Here is a 14,289-nt window from a genome sequence, read left to right as displayed (position 1 = left end):
TGGATTGATGTTGCGACTTCTTCCGATGGCCGGGGTGCTCGTCGCGCTGGTCGCAGGGCAGGCGACCGCAAACGCCGCCACTCTCCGCTGGGCGAACGATGGCGACGTCGGCGCCATGGACCCGTATACGCGCCAGGAAACCGTCCAGCTCTCGTTCCTCTCCAATATCTACGAGCCGCTGGTCCGCTGGAACCGCGACCTGAAGCTGGAGCCGGCCCTGGCGGTAAGCTGGGAGCAGACCAGCCCGACCGTATGGCGCTTCAAGCTGCGCGACGGCGTGAAGTTCCAGGACGGCACGCCGTTCACCGCCGATGACGTGGTGTTCTCGTTCGGCCGCATCCTGGCGCCCAGCTCGCTGATGCGCGCGCCGATGGGCCCGGTGAAAGAGATCCGCAAGGTCGATGCCCATACGATCGACATCGAAACGAAGCTGCCGGACCCGATCCTGCTGCAGGAACTGACCAATTTCTTCATCATGTCGAAGGCTTGGTGCGAGGCGCACAACGCCACCGTGCCGGTGCAGATCGAGGCGTCGAAGGAAGAGAACTTCGCGGTCCGCAACGCGATGGGAACCGGCCCCTTCCGCCTGGTCCTGCGCGAACCCGACCGCCGCACCGTGGTCGAGCGCAATCCGGACTGGTGGGACAAGCCGCTGCACAACCTCGACCGCGTCGAGTTCAGCGTGATCGGCTCGGCCGCCACGCGCGTGGCCGGCCTGCTGTCGGGCGAGCTCGACATGATCTACACCGTGCCGCCGCAGGACATGGACCGGCTGGCCAAGACCCCCGGCCTGAAGCTGTGGCAGACCAACGAGCTGCGCACGGTCTTCCTGGGCATGGACCAGTCTCGCGACGAGCTGCTGAAGTCCGACGTGAAGGGCAAGAACCCGCTGAAGGACGTGCGCGTGCGCGAGGCCTTCGCGCTGGCGATCGACGAGCCCGCCATCGCCGCGCGCATCATGCGCGGCCAGGCGCACCCGACCTGGGAGATGTGGGGCCCGGGCATCAACGGCTACAACGCCGCCCTCGACAAGCGCCCGGCGGTGGACCTGGCCCGCGCCAAGCAGCTGCTGGCCGAAGCCGGCTACCCCAATGGCTTCCGGATCACGCTGGACTGCCCGAACGACCGCTACGTGAACGACGAGGCGATCTGCACCGCCGTCGTCTCCATGATGGCGCGCATCGGCATGAAGGTGGACCTGAACGCCCAGACCAAGTCCAAGCATTTCGGCGAGATCAACCCGCCGAAGAACAACACCAGCTTCTACATGCTGGGCTGGACGCCTGCGACCTACGATGCGCACAACGCCCTGTACGCCCTGGTCGGTTCGCCCAACGGACAGCGCGGCGAGGTCAACGACGGCCGCTACTCCAACCCGACGATCGATGCGTTGATCGACAAGATCAGCGTCGAGACGGACCAGGCCAAGCGCAACGCCATGATCGACGACACCATCAAGATCATGCAGAAGGACGTGGCCTACATCCCGCTGCACCAGCAGGTCATCGTCTGGGCGTCGAAGGCCAATGTCGACCTGGCCCAGATGCCCGACAACTACTTCCCGTACCGCTACGTCAACGTGAAGTAACAGCTTCAGCTGCGATGACGGCCCGGAAGGCGCAGGCTTTCCGGGCCGTTTTCGTATCAGGGCCAGTGATACTGGCGGCCCTGTCCAATGACCGCTTCGGATGGACAGGGGACCTTGCTTAGCGATCGCGCATAGGCCTTCATGCCTCACCGTTGCAGGGAGGAGCCTTGGTGTCGCAGAAGGTCATTGGCTTGCTCGGAGGAATGAGCTGGGAAAGTTCGGCGGAATACTACCGCATCATCAATGAGAGCGTGCGGGACCGCCTGGGCGGCCTAAGCTCTGCGCGCTGTCTGATGTGGTCCTTCGATTTCGCCGAGATCGAGGCGCTACAGCATGCCGGGCGCTGGGACGATGCCACGGCGCTGATGATCGAAGCCGCACAACGACTGGAGCGCGGCGGGGCCGATTTCCTGCTGATCTGCACCAACACCATGCACCGCATGGCCGATCAGGTGCAGGCGGCCATCCGTATGCCCTTGCTGCACATCGCAGATCCGACGGCCGAGCGCCTCCGGGCTGCTGGGATGCGGCGCGTTGGCCTGCTGGGAACGGCTTTCACCATGGAGCAGGACTTCTACAAAGGTCGGCTTGTGGAACGGCACGGGCTGGAGGTTCTGGTGCCCGAGGAGGAGGACCGCGCCACCGTCCACCGGGTCATCTATGACGAGCTGGTGCAGGGCCGCGTCGAACCCGCGTCGCGCCAAGCCTACCGGCAGGTGATCGCGCGTCTGGCGGAACGTGGGGCAGAGGCGGTGATCCTGGGCTGCACCGAGATCATGCTGCTGGTCCAGCCTGAGGACAGCGCCGTGCCGCTCTATGACACCACGGCCATCCATGCCGAGGCCGCCGTGGAATTGGCGCTCAAGGATCTGTAGGGCCTTCCGGCGAGCAGTGGGCCGCCTCTACCCGGGAAGCGCCGCTTTGGGGTGCAACCGTGGTCCGCCGTGGGTCGAGGGCGGTCGTCCAACAGGGCCGCTGGTATGGTCCGGTCAGGGTAAGTGATACCAACGGCCCTTGACGATGACCCTTCCATCGTCAAGGGCCGTTGGTATCGCGCGCCGATCCGCTTGCGGCACGCAAGCGCGTGCCTGTCGCGGGCTTGGTGGGCGGCGGCGCGCAAAACAACGACTCGTACCAGCGGTCATTCTTCATGGCCGCTGGTATGATCCGGCACTACGCCGCCTGTGCTGCGATCGCGCGAAGATACGCCGCGTGCATGGGCTCGCCGAAGCAGGCGAAGATCACCCGTTCGATCGACGATCCCCCGCGCAGGAAGGCCGCGGCCTCGCCGACCGCGATCGGCACGGCCTGCTCCAGCGGATAGCCATAGATGCCGCAGCTGATGGCAGGGAAGGCGATCGTCTTCACGCCGTTTGCGTCGGCCAGAAGCAGGCTGTTGGCGTAACAGGACCGCAGCAGCGCGGCCTCGCCGTGGGCGCCACCTTGCCAGACCGGGCCCACGGTGTGGATCACATGGCGGGCCGGCAGGCGGTAGCCGGCGGTGATCCTGGCCTGCCCGGTGGGGCAGCCGCCGAGCGTCCGGCATTCGCGCAACAGCTCCGGCCCCGCGGCGCGATGAATGGCGCCATCGACGCCGCCGCCGCCGAGCAGCGTGCTGTTGGCGGCATTCACGATGGCGTCCACCGCGAGCGTGGTGATGTCGGCCTTGATCGCCTCGAGTCGGGTGGGGGTGGACATCGCAGGTCCGGTCCGTGTGGCGACGTGATCGCAAGCATGCCACATGGATGCAGGCCCGCGAAAGCGGTGCGGCACAAACAGAAAGGGCGGCCATTGGCCGCCCTTTCCAGGATCTTCGAAAATCTGCAGCCCCGGCGTCAGGCAGCGCGCTGCTTCGGCGCCAGCGCAACCGGCAGGCCGGCGATGGCACGATCGACCAGGCCGGTATTGGCGTCCGCGGTCAGGCCATCGCGGATCACCCGCTCGGCCGCCGAGGTCGCGATCTCGGCGGCGGTCATGCGCACCTCGTCCACCGCGGCCTTCTCGGCGGCGGCGATGCGGTCCACGGCCATCCGCTCGCGGCGGGCGGCCGAAGCCTGGGCGTCCGCGGCAGCGGCGGCGGCGAGACGCGCCGCCTCGACCTTGGCGCCTTCCAGCAGCTTCTGGGCCTCGGCCAGCGCGCTTTCGCGGCGGGCCTTGGCGTCCTTCAGCATGGCCTCGGCTTCCTGGCGAAGGCGCTGGGCCTCGGCCAGTTCGCCGCGGATGGTGTCGGCCCGCTTGTCCAGGATGGCCGCCAGCGCCGCCCAGATCTTCTTGCCGAACAGCACGACGAAGATGACGACGGCAATGGCGACCCAGGAGCGCGGATCCTCGAAGAAGTTCTCTCCGTGCATGGCGCCCTCCTCAGGCGTGGCCGGCGGCAACGCCGCGTGCGGCCAGCGCCGCACCGACGGCCGAATCGACCGCGTGGACGTCCGGCGCGATGCCGGTCAGGCGGCTGACCACGACCGACGCCGTGTCCGTCGCCACCTGGCGCAGCGCGCCGAGGGCCGCGGTGCGGGCCCCGGCGATCTGCCGCTCGGCGGCATCCAGCTGGGCGTCGAGCTTGGCGTTCAGCTGGGCGGACTGGGCCGCGGCCGCGTCTTTCGCGGCAGCAACCGCGCCCGCGATCTCGGCCTGGGCGCCGGCCTGGGCCGTGCGGGTGGCCTTGGTCAGCTCGGCCACGGCTTCGTCCGCCGCGGCCTTGGCCGCGCGGGCGGCATCGAGGTCGCGGCCGATGGTCGCAGCCCGGGCTTCCAGCACCTCGGCCACCTGCGGCAGCGCCCAGCGGGACAGCAGCAGGTACAGCGCCAAGAAGATGATCGCCAGCCAGACGACCTGGCTGAGGATCAGCGGATTGGTGGCGTCGAGCTGGGGCATGCCCTTCTTCGCTTCCTCGGCGAACGCCGTGGAAGACAGCAGCATGGAACCCACCCCGAACAGAGCTGCGACCGGACGCACGTCCGCGCCCTCCGTATCAGGTGAACAGGATCAGGAAGGCGATCAGCAGGGCGAACAGCGCCACCGCTTCCGTCAGCGCGAAGCCCAGGATGCCGAGGCCGAACACCTGGTCGCGGGCCGACGGGTTGCGGGCCACGCTGTTCACCAGCGCCGAGAAGATGTTGCCGATGCCGATGCCGACGCCGGCAAGCGCGATCACGGCGATACCGGCTCCGAGAGCCTTTGCGGCGGCGACTTCCATATGTGTATTCCTTTAGTGTTTCCGGTTGGTGGAGGGGACTGCCGCGCCTAGTGCAGATGGACGGCGTCGTGCAGGTAGATGCAGGTGAGGATCGCGAACACGTAGGCCTGCAGCACGGCCACCAGCAGTTCGAAACCCACGAGGACCACGTTCAGCGCCAGCGGCCCGATGGCGCCGATCGCGCCCAGCACGCCGGCACCCGCCATCATCACGATGAACGAGGCGAACACTTCGAACATCACGTGGCCGGCCACCATATTGGCGAACAGACGGATGCTGAGGCTGACCGGGCGGGAGAGGTAGGAGATCATCTCCACCGGGATGATCAGCGGCGCCAGCAGCTTCGGCGCGCCGGCGGGGAAGAAATAGGTGAAGAACTGCAGGCCGTGGATGCGCAGCGCCACCACCGTCACCAGCACGATCACCATCACGGCCATCGCGAACGTCACCGCGATGTGGCTGGTGAAGGTGAACGAGAACGGCACCAAGCCCAGCAGGTTGCCCAGCAGGATGAAGAAGAACAGGGTGAAGATGAACGGGAAGAACCGCTTGCCCTCGTGGCCGATCTGGTCGACGCACATCGAGTAGATGCCGTCGTAGCACAGCTCGGCCATGGACTGCAGGCGGCCCGGCACCACCGCCTTCGCCCGCATGCCGAAATACAGCAGCGCCAGGATCAGGGCGGCCGCGACCACCATCATCAGGTTGGATTGCGAGAACCGGACGGACGCGCCGACCGGCCCGAAAACGGTGGCGAGCTCGAACTGCCCGAGAGCGTCGATCGTATGTCCTCCGGCCGCCACGGCATCGTCCTTCGTCTGTTTGGGTCGCGCCGCTCGCGCCCCATGCGGTATCCTATGGTCCGTCCGGGGGGCGTTTCGGCGCCATCAGGCGCCAAACATTCGCAATCCCGGCCGCGCCCCCCAGCAGCACGAACAGCGCGAGCAGAAACGGCTTGGTGTGCAGCCACTTATCCAGCCACCAGCCGATGGCCACGGCCACCACCAGTGCGGACACCATCTCCACACCCACCCGCAAGCCCACCCCCATCGGGGACAGGTCGCCGCCGCTGCCGGACTTCTCCGGCCCCGGCGGCGGGGCATCCAGGCCCTGCTTGCGCCGGGCAGAAGCAAGGCGGTCCTCGAAGGACCCTTTGCCGCCGCCCCGTTCTCCGCTCATTCGTTCGTCCTTTGGCAAGTTCCCTTGCCGGAAGGCGTGGGCTTGCTAGCGTTGGGTTGCGGGTGTGTCAAGAATGGTTCAGCCGCACTGCAGCAACGATCTTGCCGCGTGCTGGCGTGTTGCAAGGCAGCATCGCCATGCCGCGTTGCAAGCCGGGTGGCGCGATGCCCTGATCCGGCGGGAAACATGCGTTGCGGGCTGCGGAAATCCATGGAACGAATGGCCGGTGATGCGCCTGCTGTCCAACCAGTCCGCCGCCGTCCGTTCGCACGAGGATTCCATATCATGAGCCGCGTTCTCCACCGCACCCTGTTCGCCGACCCCATGCTGGCCGTGCGCGGAGAGGGAATCTATCTGCACACCGCCGATGGCGAGAAGATCATCGACGGCTCCGGCGGCGCCGCCGTGGCGTGCCTGGGGCATGGCAATGCGCGGGTCAACGCGGCCATCGCCGAGCAGCTCTCCAAGGTTGCGTATGTCCATACCGCCCTGTTCACCAACGAAGCGGCCGAGGAACTGGCCGATGTGCTGCTGGGCGACGAGCCGGGCGGGCTGAGCCACGCCTATTTCTGCTCCTCCGGCTCCGAGGGGATGGAGGCCGCGATCAAGCTGGCGCGGCAGTATTTCCTGGAGATCGGCCAGCCCCAGCGCACCCGCTACATCGCCCGGCGGCAGGGCTATCACGGCAACACGCTGGGCGCGCTGTCGGCCGGCGGCAACATGATGCGCCGCGCCCCGTACGCGCCGATCCTGTCGGAGGCGTTCAGCCTGGTAAGCCCCTGCTTCGCCTACCGCTTCCAGCGCGACGACGAAACCGACGAGCAATACGTCCAGCGCCTAGCCGACGAGCTGGAGGCCGAGTTCCAGCGCCTCGGCCCGCAGAACGTCATCGCCTTCTGCGCCGAGCCAGTGGTCGGCGCCACCACCGGCTGCGTGACGGCACTTCCCGGCTATTTCAAGAAGATGCGCGAGATCTGCGACCGCCACGGCGCATTGATGATCCTGGACGAGGTGATGTGCGGCATGGGCCGCACCGGCACGCTGCATGCCTGGGAGCAGGAAGGCATCACCCCGGACATCCAGATCGTCGCCAAGGGCCTGGGCGGCGGCTACCAGCCGATCGGCGGCATCCTGATCGGCAAGCGCATCATCGACGCCTTCCGCGCCGGCTCCGGCAGCTTCATGCACGGCCACACCTACCAGGCGCATCCCGTCGCCTGCGCGGCGGCGCTGGCGGTGCAGAAGGTGATCCGCGAGGACAACCTGGTCGCCAATGTGCGCGCCATGGGCGAGCGCCTGGCCGCCGGCCTGACCGAGCGTCTCGGCAACCACCGCCATGTCGGCGACATCCGCGGCCGCGGGCTGTTCCAGGCGATCGAGCTGGTCACCGACCGCGCCACCAAGGCCACGTTCGACCCCGCGCTGAAGCTCAACGAACGGATCAAGCAGGCGGCGTTCGACCGGGGGCTCGCCATCTACCCGATGGGCGGCACCATCGACGGCAAGCACGGCGACCATATCTGCATCGCGCCGCCCTATATCGCCACCGCGGCCGATATCGACGCCATCGTGGAACGGCTGGGCGACGCGGTGGACGACGCGGTAGCCTCCCTCTGAACGGGGGAGGACAGGGCATGCCGCAACCGCCACCGGAGCTGATCGATTCGCGCCTCGATCTGGAAGGCCGGGTCGCCACGCTGACGCTCGGCCGCCACGACGTGCGCAACGAGCTGACGGGCACGAAGCTGGCGGCCGAGATCGTCGAGGTGGCGGACTGGATCAACCGGGAGGAGGGGGTGTCGGCCCTCATCATCACCGGGGAAGGCTCGTCGTTCTCGGCCGGCGGCAACGTCAAGCACATGCTCAACCGCGAGCAGGGCAGCTTCGCTGGCGACGTCTACACGGTGCAGAACCGCTACCGCCAGGGCATCCAGCGGATGGCCCTGGCAATGCACCGGCTGGAAGTGCCGGCCATCGCCGCGGTGAACGGCCCCGCCGTCGGCGCCGGCTTCGACCTCGCCTGCATGTGCGACATCCGCCTGGGCTCGACCGAGGCCAAGGTGGGCGAGACCTTCGTGAACCTGGGCATCATCCCCGGCGACGGCGGCGGCTGGCTGCTGCAACGCCTGGTGGGCTACCAGCGGGCGGCGGAGATGACCTTCTCCGGCCGCATCCTGGACGCGGGCGAGGCGCTTTCCGTCGGCATCTTCCTGGAACTGACCGAGCCGGACACGCTGATCCCCCGCGCCCGCGAACTGGCCGCCACCTTCGCCGCCAAGCCGCCCCGCTCCGTGCGCCTGACCAAGCGGCTGCTGAAGGCGGCGCAGAAGATGGAGATGCCGGAATACCTGGAGCTCTGCGCGGTCATGCAGGGCATCTGCCACAACACCGAAGACCACCTGGAAGCGGTGTCCGCGTTCCTGGAGAAGCGGCCGCCGTCGTTCCAGGGACGATAGGCACGGGCAGGGCTCTCTCCGTCCGGGAAGCAGGCCAGGAGGAGTACGCCTTCAGAGAGGAGTGGCGATGCTGGCCCGGCTCGCGCCACTGATCTTCGTCCTGCTCTGGAGCTCGTCCTTCATCGCCGCCAAGACCGGCTTGCGGTATCTCTCGCCGCTGCTGTTCGTCGCCATCCGGCTGGCGGCATGCGCAATCGCGTTGGTGGCGCTGATGCTGGTGCTGCGCCGGTCCTGGCAACCGATTGCCGGACGGCAAGGGCTGCATTGCGCGGTTGCCGGGGCGCTGCTGAATGCCGTCGGGCTGATGGCGCCGCATGTCGGCCTGTTGATGGCGCCGGCTGCCCAGATCGCGCTCGTGCAATCCCTGACCCCGCTGCTGACGGCAGCCTTCGGCCTGGTGCTTCTGCGCGAGCGGCTGCGCACGGGCCAATGGCTGGGGCTGGCTCTGGGCCTGGCGGGTGTCGGTCTGGTGGTGGGGCAGGCGGCGCTGGAAAGCGCCACCCGGTTCCAGGGGCTCGTGCTGGCCTTTGTCGGGGTGATCGGCCTGGTCGCGGGGACGCTCTATTTCGGGCGGTTCTGCCGTGGCGTGCCGCTGCTGCCCAGCGCCACGGCGCAGTTCCTGTCCGCTTCGGTCGTCGCGGCCCTTGGGGCGTGGCTGCTGGAGGCGCCGCGCGCCGACTGGACGGGCGGCGCCATTGCGTCCATTGCTTGGAACACCGTCATGGTTTCCATGGGCGGGATGGGGCTCTACTTCGCCATGCTTGCCCGCGGCACCGCCGCACGCACGACCGCGAACTTCTATCTCGTTCCCGGCACGGCGGCTTTGCTTGCGTGGGGGCTGCTGGGCGAGCGGCTGAGTCCGCTCGCCGTCGCGGGGCTGGTCGTGGCGTCCGCCGGATGCTGGCTCGTCAATGCGGTGCCCCGCGCCGGCGGCAGGGCCGCGGGGTAGAGCCGCCGATATTACTGCGCCGCCTGCGCAAACCCGCCGGACTGCCGCAGCCACATGCGCGCGTACGGCCCGCCGGCCGCCAGCAGGGCAGCGTGGTCGCCGTGTTCGGCGATGCGGCCGTGGTCCAGCACCACCAGCCGGTCCATGCGCGCGATGGTGGACAGGCGATGGGCGATGGCGATCACCGTGCGCCCGCGCATCAGCGTCTCCAGCTGCGACTGGATCGCCGCCTCCACTTCCGAGTCGAGCGCAGAGGTGGCTTCGTCCAGCACCAGAATGGGCGCGTCCTTCAGGATCACGCGGGCGATGGCGATACGCTGGCGCTGGCCCCCCGACAGCTTCACGCCGCGCTCGCCCACATGCGCGTCGAACCCGCGCCGGCCGTCCCAGTCTTCCAGCGTCTCGATGAAGTCCAGCGCCTCGGCCTGGCGGGCGGCGGCGACGATCTCCGCCTCACTGGCCCACGGGCGGCCATAGCGGATGTTGTCGCGGATCGAACGGTGCAGCAGCGAGGTGTCCTGCGTCACCATGGCGATCTGCGTGCGCAGGCTCTCCTGCGTGACGGTGGCGATGTCCTGTCCGTCGATCAGGATGCGGCCGGATTCGGGCGCATGGAAATGCAGCAGCAGGTTCACCAGCGTCGACTTGCCGGCGCCGGAATGCCCGACCAGCCCCACCCGCTCGCCCGGCCGGATGTCCAGCGACAGGTCGTGCAGCACCCCGCGCGCGGTGCCGTAGCCGAAGCGCACATGCTGGAAGGTGATGCCGCCCTGCGTCACCTGCAACTTGGCGGCGCCGGGCGCGTCCGGCATCTGCCGCGGCACGGCGATGGAGCGCATGCCTTCCTGCACCACGCCCACGTTCTCGAAGATCGCGGTGATATTCTGCGCCACCCAGCCGGCCATGTTGGCGATCTGCCAAGCCAGCGGCAGCGCCATGGCGACGGCGCCGACCTCGATATGCCCCGCCGTCCACAGCCAGATCGACATGGCGCCGGTGCCGACCAGCAGGCTCGCATTCATCAGCGTGAGCGTCAGCACGAAGCGCGTGCTCAGGCGCAGCTGGTCGCGGAAGGCGTCGGTGTGTTCCTCCACCGTCTCGCGCACGAAATCGTCCTCGTCGCGGGCGCGGGCGAACAGCTTCACCGTCAGGATGTTGGTGTAGCTGTCCACGATCCGCCCGGTCAGCGCCGAGCGCACGTTCGACATGGCGCGCGAGCGGTCGCGCAGGCGCGGCACGAAGAAGCGCAGCATGCCGCCATAGGCGCAGAACCAGCACAGCATCGGCGCCGCGAGCCGCCAGTCCACGTGGGCCAGCAGCGTCACCGCGCTGGTGCCGTAGACCAGGATGTACCACACGGCATTGGTGCCGCTGACGATGCTCTCCCGCAGCGACGGGCCGGTCTGCATCACCCGGTTGGCGATGCGCCCGGCGAAGTCGTTCTGGAAGAACGTCCAGCTCTGCCGCACCACGTGCCAGTGGCTCTGCCAGCGCACCATGTTGGTCATGCCGGCGGCGATGGCCTGGTTGGTGATCAGGTTCTGCAGCAGCAGCGCCGCCGGGCGGGCGACCAGCAGCAGGGCCGCCATGCCCAGAAGCTGCTTCCATTGCTCGGCCAGCAGCGTCTCCGGCCGATGCGTCGAAACCAGCGTGACAACGTGCCCGATGAATACCGGGATCGTGGCATCCAGCAGGGCTACCGCGAGTCCGGCGGCGAACAGGGCCACGATCAGGCCGCGCACCTGGCGGGCGAAATGCCAGTAGAACCGCAGCAGGCCGCGCTTCTCGTCCAGCGCCGGCGGCGGCGCCTCGGGCGAGATCTCCGTGGGGCGCAGCAGATTCTCGAAGAACGTGAACATTGTGTACCTTCGCACCGCGCCATCAGGATCCATGCCGTCCTGCCCGGCGGGCGGGCTGCACGGCCCCGAGGTTCGCCTTATATCTGCGCCATGGCAACCGATCTCGACGACGATGACGCCGCCCCGGCGCTGCCGCCCGGCACGAAGAACTACATGACCCCCACGGGCCATGCGCGCCTGCGTGCGGAACTGCACGAACTGATGCGGGTGGAACGCCCGAAAGTGGTCGAGATCGTCTCCTGGGCCGCGGGGAACGGCGACCGCTCGGAGAACGGCGATTACATCTACGGCAAGAAGCGCCTGCGCGAGATCGACCGCCGCGCGCGCTTCCTGGGCAAGCGGCTGGAGAACGCCGAGGTGGTCGATCCCGCCCGCCAGACCAACCGCGGGCAGGTGTTCTTCGGCGCCACCGTCACCTATGCCAACGAGCGCGACGAGGAACGCACGGTCACGATCCTGGGCGTGGACGAGGCCGACATACGGCGCGGCGAGGTCAGCCTGCATTCGCCGATCGCGCGGGCCCTGCTGCGCGGGCGGGTCGGCGACGTGGTGAAGATGCAGACCCCCGCGGGGCTGGAGGAGGTCGAGATCCTTGCCATCCGCTACCCCGGCGTCACGGCCTGACACCGGCCATGCCGTCTCGTCTCAGACGGAAGCGGACCAGACCCGGCTGATCCCCGGCTGGCTGTCCAGCAGTTCGGCGTCGATGCCCAGCCCCGGCCGGTCGTCCAGCGCGATGCACCCACCCGTGACCTGCCGCATGGGGGCCGGCAGGATGTCGTGCATGTGGTTGTGGAACATATGGAACTCGCAGGCGACGGCGCCGCAGCCCGCACCGATGTGCAGGCAAGCCGCCTGCAGCACGGCGGTGGCATGGCATTGCGGCGACAGATGCGGGCCCTGCGGCAGGCACAGGGCGCCGGCGATGCCGGTCAGGCCGGGGTTGAACTGCAGCCAGTCCACCGCGCCGGCCAGCGCCTGGAACACCGTGGGGCGGAATGCGGCCTCGCCGGCGATCACCCGCAACGGGCCGGCTTGGTTCAGCGCCGCCAAACCCTCGACGTCAGTGGCGGGTAAGGGCGTCTGGATGTGCCGCACGCCCAGCGCGGCGAGCCGCCGCGCCCAGGCCGGCGCGCAGTCGCGATCGAGCCGCCCGAGCGCGTCCACGATGATCGTGGCGTCGTCGCCCAGCGCGTTGCGCACGGCGGCGACGCGCGCCATGTCGGCCTCCAGCGACAGCGCCCCGATCTTCATCTTCATCGCCGTGAAGCCGCGCTCGGCATAGCCGCGCATCTCCGCGGCCAGGTGCTCTTCGGTCTTGCCGTCGGCATACAGCCCGCCGCTGGCATAGACGGGCACGTAGCTGGCACGGGCATGGTTGCCCCGCCCCTGGTTGGCGCACAGCAGGCGAAACAGCGGCGCTTCCTCGCGCTGCGCCCGCAGGTCCCACAGCGCCATGTCCACCGCGGCTGCCGCGGCCGCCCCCGCCCACGGCGGGTCCGCCGGGAGCGCGCGCAGCGACTGCCAGATATCGTCGGTCTCGCGGGCATCGGCACCCAGCAGCAGCGGCGCGGCCTGCCGTATCTGGGCATGGAATGCCTCGATCGCCTCCTGCTCGCACCAGCCTTCGCCCAGCCCGCGCAGCCCGTCACGCGTGGTGATGCGTACCAGCGGCGCCCGCCGCTCGTGCCAGCGTGTCGAGGGGTTGAAGTGCCGCCCGTCCATCAGGCGCCGGAAGGCAAACGTCTCGACCGCGACGATCTGCATGCGGGTTACCGTGATCCCGCGCACCCGCCAAGACAAGCCGCACGTGCCACGGTCCCGTGCAAAGTTTCGGGAAAGGGAGGTCGCGCCCGGACCCGGCGTTGGCGAGCGATGCCGCGGGGCAGGACGGAACCGCCCGCCCGGTGCCGCGCTACTCCGCCGCCATGCGCGGCGCGTCCACCATCTCGGCCGCGCGTTGCAGATCCACGGACAGCAGCCGCGACACGCCGCGTTCCTGCATCGTCACCCCGTACAGCCGGTCCATCCGAGCCATGGTCAGGTGATGATGCGTCACCACCAGGAAGCGGGTGCCGGTCTCGCGCACCATGTCTTCCAGCAGCGTGCAGAAACGGTCCACGTTGGCGTCGTCCAGCGGCGCGTCCACCTCGTCCAGCACGCAGACCGGCGCCGGGTTGCAGCGGAACACCGCGAAGATCAGCGACAGCGCGGTCAGCGCCTGCTCGCCGCCCGACAGCAGCGACAGGGTGGCGAGCTTCTTGCCTGGCGGCTGCGCATAGATCTCCAGCCCCGCCTGCAGCGGATCGTCCGAGCCCACCAGTGCCAGATGCGCCCGCCCGCCGCCGAACATGCGCGCGAACAGCGCCTGGAAGTGCTTGTCCACCTGCTCGAACACCGCCGCCAGCCGCTCGCGGCCCTCGCGGTTGAGGTTGCCGATGGAGCCGCGCAGCTTGGCGATGGCGGTGGTCAATTCCTCGCGCTCGCGCACGATGGTGTCGATCTGCTTGCCGATCTCCTCGGCTTCCACCTCGGCGCGCAGGTTCACCGGGCCCATCTCCTCGCGCTCGCGCTGCAGCCGCTCCATGCGCCGGCGCGCCTTCTCCTCCAGCTCCGGGCCGTGGCCGGCGGGCGGGTCGGGCAAGGCGGGATCGGCGCCCAGGCGCTCCAGGATGCGCTCGGCCACGGTTCCCCAGGCCTGGTCGGCCTGCGTCAGCTCGCCTTCCAGGCGCACGGCCCGCTCGCGCGCGGCGGCCAGCGTGGACTCGATGGCGCGGGCAGCATGGTCGGCAGAGCTAGCTTCGCTCTCGGCCTGTTGCAGGGCCTCGGCGGCGCGGCGATGCGTCGCCTCGGTGGTTTCCAGCGCGTCCAGCGCCTGGGCGTGGCGGGCGGCGATCGCATCCGGCGCGGCGAGCAGGGCGGCGTGCTCGGCCTGGGCCACGCTGCGCGACGCCGGCGAGGTCGATGCGTCCTGGACCAGCGAACGCCTGGCCGCGGCGGTCACGCGCTGCCCGACGGTGGCGGCGGCGCTGGAAGGGGCGGAGCTGGTCGTCGAAGCC

At 69.0% G+C, this 14,289-nt stretch carries 14 protein-coding genes and 1 pseudogene; 6 read left to right on the top strand and 9 right to left on the bottom strand.

The genetic code is table 11. The annotated features are described in order from the left end of the window. Window positions 1-25 precede the first annotated feature (25 nt). Entirely contained in the window at window positions 26-1,588 is a 1,563-nt protein-coding gene (locus tag OL599_RS19295; protein ID WP_264715540.1) for an ABC transporter substrate-binding protein, read from the top strand. A 170-nt stretch (window positions 1,589-1,758) separates the two neighbouring features. After that, on the top strand, window positions 1,759-2,463 hold the full coding sequence (locus OL599_RS19290) for an aspartate/glutamate racemase family protein (RefSeq protein WP_264715539.1): 705 nt from the start codon (window positions 1,759-1,761) through the stop codon (window positions 2,461-2,463). A 298-nt stretch (window positions 2,464-2,761) separates the two neighbouring features. Here the strand turns inward: OL599_RS19290 and OL599_RS19285 are convergent, their stop codons facing one another. The 6 genes from OL599_RS19285 to OL599_RS19260 form a co-directional block, all read right to left on the bottom strand. Further along, window positions 2,762-3,286 (bottom strand): O-acetyl-ADP-ribose deacetylase, encoded by a 525-nt coding sequence (locus tag OL599_RS19285; protein ID WP_264715538.1) that lies wholly within the window; start codon window positions 3,284-3,286, stop codon window positions 2,762-2,764. Window positions 3,287-3,423: 137 nt separating this feature from the next. Next, a complete protein-coding gene (locus tag OL599_RS19280; RefSeq protein WP_264715536.1) occupies window positions 3,424-3,939 on the bottom strand; it encodes a F0F1 ATP synthase subunit B family protein in 516 nt (171 codons plus the stop codon). A 10-nt stretch (window positions 3,940-3,949) separates the two neighbouring features. Further along, window positions 3,950-4,510: a F0F1 ATP synthase subunit B family protein gene (locus tag OL599_RS19275; RefSeq protein WP_264715535.1), complete on the bottom strand. Its 561-nt coding sequence runs from the start codon at window positions 4,508-4,510 to the stop codon at window positions 3,950-3,952. Window positions 4,511-4,562: 52 nt separating this feature from the next. Then, a complete protein-coding gene (locus tag OL599_RS19270; RefSeq protein WP_264715534.1) occupies window positions 4,563-4,787 on the bottom strand; it encodes an ATP synthase subunit C family protein in 225 nt (74 codons plus the stop codon). Between the two features lie 47 nt (window positions 4,788-4,834). Continuing rightward, on the bottom strand, window positions 4,835-5,590 hold the full coding sequence (locus tag OL599_RS19265) for a F0F1 ATP synthase subunit A (protein ID WP_264715533.1): 756 nt from the start codon (window positions 5,588-5,590) through the stop codon (window positions 4,835-4,837). A gap of 52 nt (window positions 5,591-5,642) precedes the next feature. Continuing rightward, a complete protein-coding gene (locus tag OL599_RS19260; RefSeq protein ID WP_264715532.1) occupies window positions 5,643-5,966 on the bottom strand; it encodes an AtpZ/AtpI family protein in 324 nt (107 codons plus the stop codon). 285 nt (window positions 5,967-6,251) lie between these two features. Between OL599_RS19260 and OL599_RS19255 the strand changes: the two genes are divergently transcribed. The 3 genes from OL599_RS19255 to OL599_RS19245 all read left to right on the top strand — a co-directional run bounded on the left by OL599_RS19255 (window position 6,252) and on the right by OL599_RS19245 (window position 9,371). After that, window positions 6,252-7,583 carry an aspartate aminotransferase family protein gene (locus OL599_RS19255; protein ID WP_264715531.1) on the top strand — a complete coding sequence of 444 codons (1,332 nt, stop codon included), beginning with the start codon at window positions 6,252-6,254 and terminating at the stop codon, window positions 7,581-7,583. A 17-nt stretch (window positions 7,584-7,600) separates the two neighbouring features. After that, window positions 7,601-8,422 (top strand): enoyl-CoA hydratase-related protein, encoded by an 822-nt coding sequence (locus tag OL599_RS19250; RefSeq protein ID WP_264715530.1) that lies wholly within the window; start codon window positions 7,601-7,603, stop codon window positions 8,420-8,422. 67 nt (window positions 8,423-8,489) lie between these two features. Next, window positions 8,490-9,371, top strand: a complete 882-nt coding sequence (locus tag OL599_RS19245) for a DMT family transporter (protein ID WP_264715529.1) — start codon at window positions 8,490-8,492, stop codon at window positions 9,369-9,371. Between the two features lie 11 nt (window positions 9,372-9,382). Here OL599_RS19245 and OL599_RS19240 read toward each other — a convergent pair whose 3' ends face one another. Next, window positions 9,383-11,230, bottom strand: coding sequence for an ABC transporter ATP-binding protein (locus OL599_RS19240; RefSeq protein ID WP_264715528.1), 1,848 nt, complete (start codon window positions 11,228-11,230; stop codon window positions 9,383-9,385). A gap of 90 nt (window positions 11,231-11,320) precedes the next feature. Here OL599_RS19240 and greB point away from each other — a divergent pair, with 90 nt between their 5' ends. Then, the gene (gene greB, locus OL599_RS19235; RefSeq protein WP_264715526.1) at window positions 11,321-11,854 is read left to right on the top strand and encodes a transcription elongation factor GreB; all 534 of its coding nucleotides are present in this window, start codon (window positions 11,321-11,323) and stop codon (window positions 11,852-11,854) included. A gap of 21 nt (window positions 11,855-11,875) precedes the next feature. Here the strand turns inward: greB and OL599_RS19230 are convergent, their stop codons facing one another. Both OL599_RS19230 and OL599_RS19225 read right to left on the bottom strand, forming a co-directional pair. Further along, window positions 11,876-12,997: a mandelate racemase/muconate lactonizing enzyme family protein gene (locus tag OL599_RS19230; RefSeq protein WP_264715524.1), complete on the bottom strand. Its 1,122-nt coding sequence runs from the start codon at window positions 12,995-12,997 to the stop codon at window positions 11,876-11,878. A 148-nt stretch (window positions 12,998-13,145) separates the two neighbouring features. After that, window positions 13,146-14,289 (bottom strand): annotated as a pseudogene (locus tag OL599_RS19225) (chromosome segregation protein SMC); the annotation flags it as partial.

The sequence above is a fragment of the Limobrevibacterium gyesilva genome, from assembly GCF_025989185.1.
In the GTDB taxonomy this organism is placed as follows: Bacteria; Pseudomonadota; Alphaproteobacteria; order Acetobacterales; family Acetobacteraceae; genus Limobrevibacterium; species Limobrevibacterium gyesilva.
The sequence above is the reverse complement of the archived record's forward strand: the minus strand, read 5'-3'. Positions and strand labels throughout refer to the sequence as shown.